This is a genomic window from Marichromatium sp. AB31, from assembly GCF_003718685.1.
GTDB classification, from domain to species: Bacteria; Pseudomonadota; Gammaproteobacteria; order Chromatiales; family Chromatiaceae; genus Marichromatium; species Marichromatium gracile.
In genome coordinates this window covers 186,834-200,262 of sequence record NZ_RHFI01000001.1, presented here as the reverse complement: position 1 = coordinate 200,262, position 13,429 = coordinate 186,834, and the positions used below count along the sequence as shown (strand labels likewise).

The 13,429-nt window shown below is 67.7% G+C and carries 14 protein-coding genes; 8 read left to right on the top strand and 6 right to left on the bottom strand.

Annotation, left to right across the window (positions count from 1 at the left end):
• Positions 1–402: 402 nt before the first annotated feature.
• The 3 genes from EBL84_RS00910 to dnaA all read right to left on the bottom strand — a co-directional run bounded on the left by EBL84_RS00910 (position 403) and on the right by dnaA (position 4,073).
• On the bottom strand, positions 403–1,503 hold the full coding sequence (locus tag EBL84_RS00910; RefSeq protein WP_123139099.1) for a DNA replication/repair protein RecF: 1,101 nt from the start codon (positions 1,501–1,503) through the stop codon (positions 403–405).
• 15 nt (positions 1,504–1,518) lie between these two features.
• Positions 1,519–2,619: a DNA polymerase III subunit beta gene (gene dnaN, locus EBL84_RS00905; protein ID WP_123139098.1), complete on the bottom strand. Its 1,101-nt coding sequence runs from the start codon at positions 2,617–2,619 to the stop codon at positions 1,519–1,521.
• 92 nt (positions 2,620–2,711) lie between these two features.
• Positions 2,712–4,073: a chromosomal replication initiator protein DnaA gene (gene dnaA, locus EBL84_RS00900; protein ID WP_123139097.1), complete on the bottom strand. Its 1,362-nt coding sequence runs from the start codon at positions 4,071–4,073 to the stop codon at positions 2,712–2,714.
• Positions 4,074–4,331: 258 nt separating this feature from the next.
• Between dnaA and rpmH the strand changes: the two genes are divergently transcribed.
• From rpmH to cowN, 8 genes are all read left to right on the top strand, one after another.
• On the top strand, positions 4,332–4,466 hold the full coding sequence (gene rpmH / locus EBL84_RS00895) for a 50S ribosomal protein L34 (protein ID WP_005222248.1): 135 nt from the start codon (positions 4,332–4,334) through the stop codon (positions 4,464–4,466).
• Entirely contained in the window at positions 4,463–4,852 is a 390-nt protein-coding gene (rnpA, locus tag EBL84_RS00890; protein WP_123139096.1) for a ribonuclease P protein component, read from the top strand. The genes rpmH and rnpA overlap by 4 nt, the downstream gene beginning before the upstream one ends.
• Entirely contained in the window at positions 4,837–5,073 is a 237-nt protein-coding gene (gene yidD, locus EBL84_RS00885; protein WP_005222249.1) for a membrane protein insertion efficiency factor YidD, read from the top strand. The genes rnpA and yidD overlap by 16 nt, the downstream gene beginning before the upstream one ends.
• Positions 5,066–6,745: a membrane protein insertase YidC gene (gene yidC / locus EBL84_RS00880; RefSeq protein WP_123139095.1), complete on the top strand. Its 1,680-nt coding sequence runs from the start codon at positions 5,066–5,068 to the stop codon at positions 6,743–6,745. The genes yidD and yidC overlap by 8 nt, the downstream gene beginning before the upstream one ends.
• Before the next feature lie 4 nt (positions 6,746–6,749).
• Complete coding sequence (mnmE, locus tag EBL84_RS00875) at positions 6,750–8,087, top strand: tRNA uridine-5-carboxymethylaminomethyl(34) synthesis GTPase MnmE (RefSeq protein WP_123139094.1); 1,338 nt, start codon at positions 6,750–6,752, stop codon at positions 8,085–8,087.
• A gap of 224 nt (positions 8,088–8,311) precedes the next feature.
• Positions 8,312–9,616, top strand: coding sequence for a DUF58 domain-containing protein (locus EBL84_RS00870; protein ID WP_123139093.1), 1,305 nt, complete (start codon positions 8,312–8,314; stop codon positions 9,614–9,616).
• Between the two features lie 54 nt (positions 9,617–9,670).
• Positions 9,671–11,191 (top strand): hypothetical protein, encoded by a 1,521-nt coding sequence (locus EBL84_RS00865; RefSeq protein WP_123139092.1) that lies wholly within the window; start codon positions 9,671–9,673, stop codon positions 11,189–11,191.
• A 154-nt stretch (positions 11,192–11,345) separates the two neighbouring features.
• Positions 11,346–11,636 (top strand): N(2)-fixation sustaining protein CowN, encoded by a 291-nt coding sequence (gene cowN, locus EBL84_RS00860; protein WP_123139091.1) that lies wholly within the window; start codon positions 11,346–11,348, stop codon positions 11,634–11,636.
• 6 nt (positions 11,637–11,642) lie between these two features.
• Here cowN and lipB read toward each other — a convergent pair whose 3' ends face one another.
• The 3 genes from lipB to EBL84_RS00845 are packed head-to-tail and all read right to left on the bottom strand — an operon-like array spanning position 11,643 to position 13,421.
• A complete protein-coding gene (gene lipB / locus EBL84_RS00855) occupies positions 11,643–12,302 on the bottom strand; it encodes a lipoyl(octanoyl) transferase LipB (RefSeq protein ID WP_123139090.1) in 660 nt (219 codons plus the stop codon).
• Entirely contained in the window at positions 12,299–12,568 is a 270-nt protein-coding gene (locus tag EBL84_RS00850; protein ID WP_123139089.1) for a YbeD family protein, read from the bottom strand. The genes lipB and EBL84_RS00850 overlap by 4 nt, the downstream gene beginning before the upstream one ends.
• Positions 12,555–13,421 carry a D-amino acid aminotransferase gene (locus EBL84_RS00845; RefSeq protein WP_123139088.1) on the bottom strand — a complete coding sequence of 289 codons (867 nt, stop codon included), beginning with the start codon at positions 13,419–13,421 and terminating at the stop codon, positions 12,555–12,557. Before EBL84_RS00845 ends, EBL84_RS00850 begins: the two co-directional genes overlap by 14 nt.
• Positions 13,422–13,429: the final 8 nt, after the last annotated feature.

Genomic DNA, 13,429 nt, shown 5'->3' with positions numbered 1-13,429 from the left:
TTCGAGCCGAGCGTCGTGTTCTGGGGCGTCGTGCTGAAACGCACAGGGCGTCCTCCGTGCAGGCCTCCGGGCGTCATGACCTGGCGCGGCCCCGGTGGGCGAGGGCCTGCACGGGACGGGGGGCGTGCCCCGCGTCGACGGTGAGCGGCCGATGCCGACACACTACGCGCGCTGCGAGGGTCCAGGGCGGTCGTCTCATCCCCTGATTATACGGGATGCCGCCCTGCTTGGGCGTCGTACAACGATCGTCGGGCCTGTGGCCTGGATTGGGTTTCACGTGGAACACCCTGTTCAGCCTTCTGCCTTGTGCGCCGATGGTTTCACGTGCAACAAGCGGTGCCCGAGGTCCGAGTCGGGAACCGTTCGGCGAGCCCCGGTTCCACGTGGAACAGGCGCATCAGATCAATGCTCGGCGCTCGAGCCTACAGCCCCGTGTTCCACGTGAAACACCCGGGTCGCGTTGGGGCGGGTGCAAGGGCCTGGATCCGGGGCGGTCGCGACCCGGGTGAGGATGCACTGACCGTCGCGCTGGCCGATCAGCCCCCAGAGTCGCTCCAGGGTATGGGCGTCGAGTTCGGCCTCGATGTCGTCGAGCAGCCAGAGTGCCGGCGCCAGCCCCTGATCGCGATGGACCTGCTCGGCGGCGAGCTGCAACAGACAGACCACGACCTTGGCCTGGCCGCGCGAGAGCGCGAGCCGGGCGCCGTCGCGCTCCAGCTGGAATTCGGCTCGTCCGGGACCGATCAGGGTATGCCCTCGGCTGAGTTCTGCGCGCCGCGCGGTGACGATGGCCTCGGCCAGCGACTGTTGCGCCGACCAGCCCCGAGCGAACACCAGATCCGAGGCATCGAGGAAGGGGAAGGTCGCGGCGAGTTCGTGGAAGCGTGTCCGCCAGCGTGTGAAGAACGTCTGACGCTGATGGTCGATACGCTCGCCCAGCTCGCTCAGCGCCCGATCCCAGACCGCGAGTTCTCGCCCACCACCGCGTCGCAGCACGGCGTTGCGTTGTTGCTGGACCCGGGAGAGTTCTCGTCTGAGCGCGCCGAGTCGAGGTTCCACGTGGAACAGGTTCCAGTCGAGAAAGGTTCGGCGCAGTGCCGGGTCGCCTTCGAGCAGCGACTGGGCGTTCTCACCGATCAGCTTGATGCGCAGCGGACGTTGGTCACCCGCTGGCGGCCAGGGCAGACCGTCGAGGCTGTGCTCGCGACCATGATGATCGCGCCGATAACGCAGTAGACGTCCGTCCGGTGCATCGGCCTCGCAACGCCCTTCGACCAGGGTGCCGCGCTCGCCGCGGGTGGTCATCGGACCGGCCTTGCGGCCGCGGAAGCTGCGCCCGCGGGCGAGCAGATAGACCGCCTCGAGCAGCGTGGTCTTGCCCGCGCCGTTGCAGCCGGTGATCACCACCACGGGGGCGGCGGTCTCCAGCGCGACCTCACGACAGCGACGCAGATGGACCACCCGCAGCGTGCGCAGCGGGCAGACGGGAGTGGGCGCGGACATCTCTCCGGGGTGCGACTAGAGGCGCATCGGCATCACCACGTAGGTCTCGGCCTCCGCGTCCCTGCCCCGCCACACCGAACTGCTGTTGCCGTCCTGGAAGCTGACCTCGACCTCGTTGCCATCGAGCACGCCGAGCAGGTCGGTGAGATAGGAGACGTTGAAGCCGATCGCGGTGAACTCGCCCTGGTACTCGATCTCGACCTCCTCCTCGGCCTCCTCCTGCTCCGGGTTGTGGGCCTGGAGCTTGAGCAGCCCGTTGTCGAAGCCCAGACGCACGCCGCGATACTTCTCGTTGGAGAGGATGGCGGTGCGCGAGAGCGCGCGCTTGAGCGGCTCCTTGTCGATCACCGCCGACTTGGCGAGCTGCTGGGGGATGACCCGCTCGTAGTCGGGGTAGCGACCGTCGACGAGCTTCGAGGTCATCATCATGTCGCCGATCACCAGACGGATGCTCTTCTCGCCCAGGCTTACCGAGACCGGGTCGTTGGAGTTGCCGAGCTGGCGGCGCAGTTCGAGCACCGTCTTGCTCGGCAGGATGACCTGGCGACCATCGACCGCCGCGACCCCGAGATCGGTGTTGAACTTGGCCAGTCGATGACCGTCGGTGGCCACCGCGGTCAGCCCATTGGCGTCGAACTCGATCAACAGACCGTTGAGATAATAGCGCACGTCCTGCTGGGCCATGGCGAAGGCGGTCTTCTCCAGCACCCGCTTGAAACCGGCCTCGTCGAGTCCGAACTCGACCCCGCCCTGTTCCTGTTCCATCACCGGGAAGTCGACCGCCGGCAGCACGCCGAGCGAGAAGCGTCCGCGCCCGGCGGTGACCACGCAGCGCTCGTCGCTGATACGGAAGCGGATGTCGGTGCCCTCGCCGAGGTTGCGACAGATGTCGACCAGCTTGCGTGCCGGGACCGTGGTCTCGCCGACCTCCTGGACCGCCGCCTCGCAGCGGGTCTGGACCTCGACCTCGAGGTCGGTGCCGAGGATGGTGAGCTCGCCCTCGCGCGCCGCCAGGCGGAAGTTGCCGAGGATCGGCAGCGTCTGACGGCGTTCGACGACACCGATCACCTTCCCCAGCGCCGGCAACAAGATCTCGCGGTTAACGACGAATTCCATGAATGTCTCCTAAAAATCGTGAATGGGCGGTTGCGGTGTCGTATGTGATGGATACGACCACCGACCGGCGCGACCCTGGACCTGTGCGCGACTCAGGAGGTCAGGATTCGCAGCAGATTCCTGTAGTCCTCCTCGACCCCGGCGTCGCTCTCGCGCAGGCTCTTGATCTTGCGCGTGGCGTGCAGCACGGTGGTGTGATCGCGCCCGCCGAAGGCGTTGCCGATCTCGGGGAGGCTATGCTTGGTCAGGTCCTTGGCCAGGGCCATGGCGATCTGGCGCGGTCGGGCGATCGAGCGACTGCGCTTGGCCGAGAGCATGTCCGAAGCCCGTAGCTTGAAGTACTCGGCCACGGTCTTCTGGATGTTCTCGATGCTGACCTGCTTGTCCTGCGCCGCGAGCATGTCGCGCAGCGCGTGCTTGGCGAAGTCGAGGGTGATCGGCTTGCCGGTGAACTGGGCGTTGGCCACCAGCCGGCGCAGCGCGCCCTCGAGCTCGCGGATGTTCGAGCGGATCCGGCGGCCGACGAAGAAGGCGACGTCCTCGGGCAGGTCGATGCCGAGCAGACTGGCCTTGCTGTGGAGGATGGCGACGCTGGTCTCGAGGTCCGGTGGCTCGATCGAAACCGTCAGCCCCCAACCGAAACGTGAACGCAGCCGCTCCTCGAGTCCGACCACTTCCTTGGGGAAACGATCGCTGGATAACACGATCTGTTGACGAGATTCGAACAGCGCGTTGAAGGTGTGGAAGAACTCCTCCTGCGAGCGTTCCTTGCCGGCGAAGAACTGGACGTCGTCGATCAGCAGCGCGTTGACCGAGCGATAGGTGCGCTTGAACTCGTCGATGCGGTTGTGTTGTAGCGCCTTGATCATCTCGGCGACGAAGCGCTCCGAGTGCAGATAGGCGACCCGGGCACTGGGGTTGGAGGCGAGCACCATGTTGCCCACCGCGTGCATCAGGTGGGTCTTGCCCAGCCCTACTCCTCCATAGATGAACAGCGGATTGTAGGCTGCCCCCGGATTCTGGCCGACCTGGAAGGAGGCGGCGCGGGCGAGCTGGTTGGACTTGCCCTCGACGAAGCTGTCGAAGGTGAAGTCGGGGTTGAGGTTGGCGCTGAGCTGGCGGTCACGGTCGTCACCGCTCGCCGTCGCCACCGCCGGGGCGCTGGCGCGGGGGCGGTTCGGTGCCGGCGTGGGGTCGGGCGTGGCGACGCTCTGGTCGATGCCGCCGACGCTGAAGGTGATCCGCGAGACCTGCCCCTCGCTGTGCAGCGCACACAGTTCGAGCAGTCGCGGCTCATAGTGCTGACGGGTCCAGTCGAGCACGAAACGGTTGGGCGCGAATAAACGCAGCACATCGGCGTCGATGCGCGCCTGGAGCGGCAGGATCCAGGTGTTGTACTCGGCCGAGGTCAATTCTCCCTTCAGCTGCTTGACGCATTTTTCCCACACACCCACAGTTGATCCCGATCCTCGTCTCGTTGCCCGCACCCGTACCGCTCTCGGGCGGTACCCTCGTCGCGGAGTTGGTTGACGAGGCGCACCTCGAACCACTCCGGTGCGCTCGGAGTCTAGCGCTCTCGGCGCGACTTATCCACAGGTTAAGACGAAAACGGGATTGACTTTTCACGCTAGATTGATTAAATTTTCGCGCCTTTTATAAAGGGGTGCCATGCGCCCCGTGCTGCCAATTCCAAACTCCCTGGAGTACCGACCATGAAGCGCACTTTTCAACCGAGCCGCCTGAAGCGCGCTCGTACCCACGGCTTTCGTGCGCGTAGCGCCACCCGTAACGGCCGCAAGGTCCTTGCTGCCCGTCGCGCCAAGGGCCGCGCGCGTCTCGCGCTCTGAACCCCGAGCGCTCCGCCGGTCGCGCCGAGCAAGCCTTTCCGCGCGAGCGAAGGCTGACGTGCGCCACGCAGTATCGACACGTCTTCAGCGATCCCGTCCGCGCTGGACAGCAGGGCTTCGTCGTCCTGTTCCGTCCCAACGGGAGCGGGCGTGCGCGACTCGGGCTGGCAATCTCTAAGAAGTGCGCGCGACGCGCGGTTGACCGCAACCGGCTCAAGCGTCTCGTCCGCGAAAGCTTCCGGAACCACCATCGCACCCTCCCCGGGGTGGATGTCGTGGTCATGTGCGCGCGTGGTGCACCGACGCTGCCCAATCGGCGACTGTTCGACCATCTCGAGCGTGCCTGGGCAACCATCAGGAAGAAACAACCATGCGCCGAATCCTGACCGGTCTGATTCGCGTGTACCAGTACGTCCTGAGTCCCCTTCTCGGACCGCGTTGTCGCTTCTATCCGACCTGTTCCCATTACGCCATCGAGGCCATCGAGTGCCACGGCCCGGTCTACGGCAGCTATCTCGCCGTACGCCGTGTGCTGCGTTGTCACCCCTGGCACCCCGGCGGCGTCGATCCCGTTCCCCCAGCAAGGCAGACATCGACTCATGGATAATGTGCGCCTGATCCTGTTTCTCGCCCTCGCCGCGGTCTCGTTCCTGATCTACGAGGCCTGGATGCAAGACTACGGGCGGCCACAGTCGCCGCAGGTCGCAATGACCGAGTCGGCAGGCGCGCTCCCCGGAGAGGCCGGTTCGGCGCCGGCGGACGTGCCCAGTGTGGCCGTCACCCCGGATGCCGCCACCCCTGGAGTCATGGGCGCCGAGATGCGCGCCGCCGGCGCCGCGCCCGTGGTCGTCGAGACCGACGTGCTGCGTCTCGAGATCTCGCCCCAGGGCGGATCCATCTCCAGCGCCTGGTTGCTTGACTATGCGGTGGTGCCCGAGCGCCCCGAGGACAAGTTCCGGCTGATGAAGCCGGTGCCGCCGAACATGTTCATCGCCCAGTCGGGGCTGCTCGGCCAGCAGGCCGGCACGCTGCCGACCCACGAGGCGCAATTCACCGCCGAGCAGTCCGAGTACCGTCTCGAGGACGGCCAGGACCAGCTCCAGGTGGTGCTGCGCTGGCAGGGCGAGAACGGCGTCGCCGTCGAGCGTGTCTACACCTTCGAGCGTGGCAGCTATGTTATCGACACCGCGCAGCGGGTGACCAACACCACCGATGCGGCGCTGGTGGCGCGTGAGTACAACCAGCTCCAGCGTACCGACTTCTACGATCCCAACGAGCCGAGCTTCGTCCACACCTTCACCGGCGGCGTCTATTACAGCCCCGAAGAGAAGTACAAGAAGGTGTCCTTCGACGACATGCGCGACGACAAGCTCGATCGCAGCGTGACCGATGGCTGGATCGCGATGATCCAGCACTACTTCATGGCCGCGTGGATCCCGCCGCGTCAGGTCCAGGAGACCTTCTATACCAAGGTCGTCGGTGACTCGCGCTACATCATCGGCAAGTACTCGCCGGCGGTGACCATCCCCGCCGGCGCCACCCACAGCTTCGACAATCGGCTGTTCGTCGGTCCCAAGCTGCAGGACGACCTCGCCGCCATCGCCCCCGGGCTCGAGTTGGCAGTCGACTACGGCTGGCTGACGGTGATCGCGCAGCCGATCTTCTGGGTGCTGGAGAAGATCCACGCGCTGGTCGGCAACTGGGGCTGGGCGATCATCGTGCTCACCATCCTGATCAAGCTGGCCTTCTTCAAGCTCTCCGAGACCAGCTATCGCTCGATGGCCAACATGCGCAAGCTCACCCCGCGCCTGCAGGCCATCAAGGATCGCTACGGCGACGACAAGCAGCGCCTCAACCAGGCGATGATGGAGCTCTACAAGACCGAGAAGATCAACCCGCTCGGCGGCTGTCTGCCGATCCTGGTGCAGATCCCGGTGTTCATTTCGCTCTACTGGGTGCTGCTCGAGAGCGTCGAGATGCGTCACGCACCCTTCATCCTCTGGCTCGACAACCTCTCGGCGCCCGATCCCTACTACGTCCTGCCGTTGATCATGGGCGTGTCGATGTTCGTGCAGCAGAAGCTCAACCCGCCGCCGCCGGACCCGATGCAGGCCAAGATCATGATGGCGCTGCCGTTCGTCTTCACCGTGTTCTTCGCCTTCTTCCCGGCGGGTCTGGTGCTCTACTGGACGGTCAACAACATCATCTCGATCGCCCAGCAGTGGCACATCACCCGTCAGATCGAGCAGGGTGCTGGCACGGCCAAGCAGAAGCGCTAGCCCGATGAGTGCCGACACCATCGCCGCCGTCGCCACCCCGCCCGGCGTCGGGGGTGTCGGCATCGTCCGGGTCAGCGGCGCGGGCGTCGCCGCGATCGCCCGCGCCCTGCTCGGCACCCTGCCCGCCCCCCGTCAGGCCCATTTCGGCGTCTTCCGCGACGCCGCGGGCGGCTTCATCGACGCCGGCATCGCGCTGCGCTTCGTCGCCCCGGCCTCCTTCACCGGCGAGGACGTGCTCGAACTCCAGGGGCACGGCGGTCCGGTGGTGATGGATCTGCTGCTGCAGCGCTGTCTCGAACTCGGCGCCCGCCCCGCGCGTCCCGGCGAGTTCACCGAACGCGCCTTCCTCAACGGCAAGCTCGATCTCGCCCAGGCCGAGGCCGTCGCCGATCTCATCGAGAGCGCCTCCGCGCTCGCCGCCCGGCTCGCCGGCAACAGCCTGCAGGGTGCCTTCTCGCGGCGGATCGAGGCGTTGGTCGAGCGGCTGGTGCGGCTGCGCACCTATCTCGAGGCCACGCTCGACTTCAGCGAGGAGGAGATCGATCCTGGCGACGCGTCGCGGATCGCCGCCGATCTCGCCGAGCTGATCGCCATGACCCGCGCGGTGCTCGCCGAGGCGCACCAGGGCTGTCGCATCCGCGAGGGGCTCTCGGTGGTCATCGCCGGCGCCCCCAACGCCGGCAAGTCGAGCCTGCTCAACGCCCTCTCCGGGGCCGATACCGCCATCGTCACCGACATCCCCGGCACCACCCGCGACCTGTTGCACAGCGACATCCAGATCGATGGTCTGCCGCTGCGCATCATCGACACCGCCGGCATCCGCAACAGCGACGACCCGGTCGAGCGCGAGGGGGTGCGTCGTGCCCGCGAGCAGCTCGGGCGCGCCGATCTGGTGCTGTGGGTCTACGACGCCACCCAGGGACCCGACACCGAGACCGCCGCAAGCCTTCCCGAGGGGGTGCGCGTCACCCGGTTGCGCAACAAGATCGACCTGACCGGCGTTGAGCCGGGTATCGACGAGGCTGAGGACGGCACCGAGATCGCGCTGTCGCTGCGCGAGGGGCGCGGGCTCGAGTTGCTGCGCGAACATCTCAAGGCGGTTGCTGGGGTCGGTGCCCACCCCGAGGGGGCCTTCACCGCCCGTCGTCGCCATCTCGACGCCCTGCGCCAGGGACTGTCCGCACTGGAGTCGGCGGCCCGCGCCCAGGCCGCTGGCGTCGGCGCCGAGCTGGTCGCCGAGGAACTCCACCTCGCCCAGCGCGCGCTCGGCGAGATCACCGGCCGCTTCACCTCTGAAGACCTGCTCGGGCGCATCTTCTCCAGCTTCTGTATCGGCAAGTAGGGTTCAGTCGCCAGTCGCCAGTCGCCAGTCGCCAGCAGGCGGAAGGCGGAAGGCGGAAGGCGGAAGGCGGAGGGCGGAAGGCGCCGCCGTCGTCGAGGACGCACACCCACTGGCCGCTGATGGCTGATGGCTGGTGCCTGGCCGCCTGAACCTCGAAGCGGCCGAGTTTCAATCGCGCGACTCTGGGTTATCGTGTCGCCCATGGTTTTCCTGCGGAGTCACGGATGCGTCCGACCCCTGTCCTGTCCTGGTTGTTCGTCGGCTGGACGCTGATCGCTCTGGTGGCGCTCTGGTGGCCGGGTGCCGGCCCCCTGTGGTGGGGGTATGGCGGGCTGCTCGCGGTGATCGTGCTGGGCGATGTGCTGGCGCTGTGGCGGACGCCGGTGCCGCAGGTCGAGCGGACGCTGCCGGGGACCCTGTCGCAGGGCGAGTGGTGCACGGTGGCGCTGCTGGTGCGCTCGCCGGCGCGGCGGCGGTTACGGCTGCTGGTGCATGACCAGCACCCGGCCGCCTTCGAGGTCGCCGGGCTGCCCGCCAGTCTGCTGCTGTCGCCGTTGGGTGAGGCGCGTCTGGACTATCGGCTGCGACCCGGGAGGCGGGGCGATTTCGTCTTCACCGGGGTCGATCTGGCGCTCTACTCGTCGCTCGCGCTGTGGCGCCGTCGTCGCCGGCTCGTCTTGTCGGAGCGGGTGCGGGTGGTGCCGGCACTCGCCGCGCTGCGTCGCGGGATCGCCTTGGCGGCGCAGGACGCGCGACTCGGCGCCGGGGTGCACCCGCACCAGCGACGCGGCAGCGACGGCGACTTCCATCAGCTGCGCGACTATCGTGCCGGCGATCTGCTGCGCCAGATCGACTGGAAGGCGAGCGCTCGCGCGCAGCGCCCGATCTCGCGCGAGTACCGTGAGTCGCGCGATCAGCAACTGGTGTTCCTGCTCGATTGCGGTCGGCACATGCGCCATCTCGGGGACGGGCTCGGTCATCTCGATGCGGCGCTCGCCGCGCTGTTGCTGGTGTCGGGGCTGGCGGTGCGCCAGGGCGATGCGGTGGGGCTGATGAGCTATGGCGGGACGAGTCGCTGGTGTCCCCCGCGCCAGGGGCAGCCGGCGCTGCGCCGCTTGCTCGATGACTGCTACGACCTGCAGCCGACGCTGGAGGCCGCCGACCCACTGCTCGCCGCCGCCACGCTGCAACAACGGCTGCGTCGCCGTGCCCTGGTGGTGTTGATCACCTGCGGGCGCGACGAGGATCAAGAAGGACTGGAGCAGGCGGCACGACTGCTCGGTCGCGACCATCTGTTGCTGCTCGCCGATCTGCGCGAGCGCTCGCTGGACGGGGCGTTGAACCTGCCGTTGCGCGACCTGTCGGATGCACTGCGCTTCCATGCCCTGCGCGACTGGCGCGAGCGGCGGCGGGTGCGCTGCGCGCGGCTGCGTCGGCGCGGGGTCCTGGTGCTCGACCTGCTCCCGGGGCAGCTGCCGGCGGCGCTCGCCGACCGCTATTTGGCCATCAAGCGGGCCGGTATGCTGTAATTCCGGATCGGCCGTGAGGCTTGGCCGGTGAACCCTCTGTCAGGAATCGACCCCATGCGTAAACTGCTCGGCGCGCTCGCGTTGCTCGTCGTCTCGGTCCAGGTGCGGGCCGGGATCCCCGCCACCCCGGTGATGACCCTCTATGCCTTCAATGGCCCTGTCGAGGTGCCCTATTACAGCGCCGAGCGCTTTCGCCCGGGCGACCCCGGGGCGCCGATCGGCACCCTCGCCCAGGGCACCTCGCTGATCCCCTGTCTGGTGATCCGCGACGGGGCACCGCTCACCGATGCCTCGGGCACGCCCTATGTCGGGTTCGAGGTGGTGGTCGATCCCCGTCGTGCCGGTCCCGAGGCGCGCGCGCGCTTCCTCGCGGCGATCGAGCGACGCAAGGGGCTGGAGGTGGAGAACCACCACTGTGAGGCCGGGGTGCGCGGGGTGATCGATGTCCGTCAGCTCTATGCCATGGAGAAGGCGCCCTTCTTCACCCCGCCGCCCGATGGTCGACCGGGTGCGGTGTCCCCGGCCGCGTCGAGTCAGCTCGATCGCATCGTCCGCGACTTCCATGCCTCGTCCGAGTGCGCCCGCGCCAATGCCCGGCTGAGCGGGCGGCGCGGCGCCCTGGAGCGGGCCTGGGAGGATTATCTGGCCAGGCGTCGCGGCGAGCTGCCGCTGACCACCCTGGCGCGCGCCAAGCACCTCGACTACACCCTGCGCACCGCGCTGTTCGAGGGCCATCATGCGCGCGGCTGCAACGCCTATGGCGCCTGTGAGCGCAACATCGTCGCGCTGACCATCCGTAATCGCGCCGTCGGCCAGTGCCCGCGACACATCGGTTGTACCTTCCCCGGCGATTTCCAGGGGGTCGCCTCCAAGGTCTCGCAGTACAACATCTGGGACGAGTTCCTCACCCAGATCTCCGGCCTGACCGCCTGCTATCTGCGCCCGGACCTGGCCGACGAGCCGCGCTTCGCCAAGTTGCAGGCGATGTATGCGCAGAGCGTCGGCGACGTCGAACGCATCCTCTATGGTGACGACGACGACCTGCGCGCGGTCTTCCCCGGCACCGACCTGGCCAAGCTCAAGCGGGTGCGCCACTACTATCACGCCCCGGCGATGGGCAAGTGCTTCCCCGATCATCCGCGCGTCGAGTACATGTCCGGCGCCATCGCCCGCAGCGGCGACGACTTCGCGTTGATCGCCAACACCCGCATCGAGGTCGGCGAGACGGTCGGCACCGGTTATCGCTTCAAGCAGTTCCGTTTCGACGAGTTGGAGGCGCGCGATCGCACCTGGGTCGAGGACCGCTATCCCGGCTTCGTCGTCGACGGGCGCAAGGTCAGCCTGCGTGCCCCGAGCGACTGTCGCCCCTATGGCATCCCCGCCGGTTGTCGGCTTGACGACAGCATCGGGCGCTATCGCAAGATTCCGCACTGGGCCGATGCCGGCGAGCCGCTCGAGATCCGCTGTCGGGTGATCGACCGTGGGAGTGACTGTGATCGCGACGGAGACGGCGTCATCGCTCGGGTCGGCGGGGCCTGCGATCGCGAGATGCGACCGGTGAGCGGGGTGCGTTGAGGGTTAAGGCGCGATTTTTGCCTTATGAGTGATCAGGTGGCTGGCCGCTCCCGTCCGCCTGCGTCGCGGCGGGCCACTGTCCATGATTGCGGCGCGATCATGGCGGCGGGAGCGGTCGTGGCCCGGGTTGAACGATCACCAGAGGTAGAGGGCCTTGAGCGAGACGACGCACACCAACGACAGATATGTGAGTTTCGTCGATATCGACTGTGAGTCGCGGGTCGACGGCTGCATCGAGCGCATCCGCGCCTGTATCGAGCACAACACCAACCCATCACCGCTGCACGACTATGTCGCGACCAAGCTCGCCGAGACCGAGGCGCGCGGTCAGGATGGGTTGTACCTGATCGGCAGTCAGGTCAACGTGTTGCGCGAACTGTTCGAGCATCATCACGACGATGCCGGGTTGCACCTGCTCGAGTGTATCGAGCTCGAGTGCTGCTGAGGCGGTTCAGCGCGCCCAGCGCGGCTCCAGGTCGAACACCCGGGCGAGGGTGTCGACCAGCCGGCCGGCGACATCGGTCACCCCGATCCCGGCGACGAACTCCGAGAGCTGGGTCATCGCCAGCCCGGTGTAGCCGCAGGGATTGATCCGGTCGAAGGGTTCGAGCTCCATGGCGACGTTGAGCGCCAGCCCGTGATAGCTACGTGCATTGCGCACCCTCAGCCCGAGCGAGGCGATCTTGGCGCCCGCGACATAGACCCCGGGGGCGTTGTCGCGGCGTTCGGCATCCACGCCGTAGTCGCGCAACAGCTCGATCACCGTCTGCTCGAGCATGTTGACCAGCCGCTTGACGCCGATCCCGGCGCGTCTCAGATCGAACAGCAGATAGGCGACCAGCTGGCCGGGGCCGTGATAGGTGACCTGACCGCCGCGATCGACCTGTAGCACCGGAATGTCGCCGGTGGCGAGCAGGTGCTCGCGGCGTCCGGCCTGACCGAGGGTGAACACCGGCGGGTGCTCGAGCAGCCACAGCTCGTCGAGCGAGTCCTCGTCGCGGGCGTCGGTGAAGCGACGCATCGCCTCCAGGGTCGCGGCATAGTCCTGCAGCCCCGGCAGACGGCGGATCAGCAGCGTCTGCTGTCGCGCTCCCTCCCCCGCCTCGCTCACAGTGCCCAGACCACGCGCTCGTGCGCGGTCAGCTCGGCATAGATGGCGTCGAGCTGCGCCTTGCTGTGCGCCTCGATGGTGACCGTCACCGCCAGCCACTTGCCGCCGTTGCTGGGGCGGGCGCTGATCGCCGTGGCCTCGACGCCGGGGGCATGACGTTCGACGATGTCGACGACCAGCGTCTGGAAGTCGTCGCTGGCGCGGCCCATCGCCTTGATCGGGAAACGGCAGGGGAATTCGAGCAGGGTTTCTTCAGAATCGGACATGACCGTTGCGTACCTGTGACTTGTAGTCCTGATAGAGGGCGTCCATGCGTCGCCAGAGTGGTCCCGGTCGGCCGTCGCCGACCGGCTGGTCGTCGAGCCGGGTGACCGGCACCAGCTCGCGCGTCGAGCTGCCGAGCCAGATCTCGTCGGCGGTGCGCAGCCGGGCGTCCTCGATCGGTTGTTCGGAGAAGGCGATCTCACCGCTCTCGGCGAGTCGCAGCGCCAGCTCGCGGGTGATCCCGGCGAGCAGACGGTGATCGCAGGGCGGGGTCAGCAGCCGCTGACCCTGGACCACGAAGACGTTGGCCGCGGCGGCCTCGGTGACCCGTCCGTCGCGCAGCATGATGGTCTCGTCGGCACCGGCCGCGCTCGCCTCCTGGCGCATCAGCACCGCCCCGAGCAGCGAGGTCGACTTGATGTCGCAGCGCTGCCAGCGGATGTCGGGCCGGGTGATGCAGCGGATGCCGTCGCGGGCGATCGCCGGGTCGCGTGGGGCGAGCGGCGTGCTCATCGCCAAGACCGTCGGTTTGACCCCCGTCGGGAAGCGGTGATCGCGGGTCGGCGCCGCCCCGCGGGTGATCTGCAGATAAAGGCTCTGATCCGGGGCCGGTGGCTCGCCGACCAGCCGGCGCGCCACCCGTTGCCAACCCTCGGGTCCGAGCGGGTCATCGAGCCCGATCGCCGCGAGACTGCGCCCGAGCCGCGCCAGGTGCTGGTCGAGACGGAGGAAGTGACCGCCGTAGCTGGGCACGACCTCGTAGACGCCGTCGCCGAACAGGAAGCCGCGATCGAGCACGGAGACCTGCGCCGCCTCGGGCGGCAGGAAACGACCGTTGAGATAGAGCTCGTTCATGCGCTCGC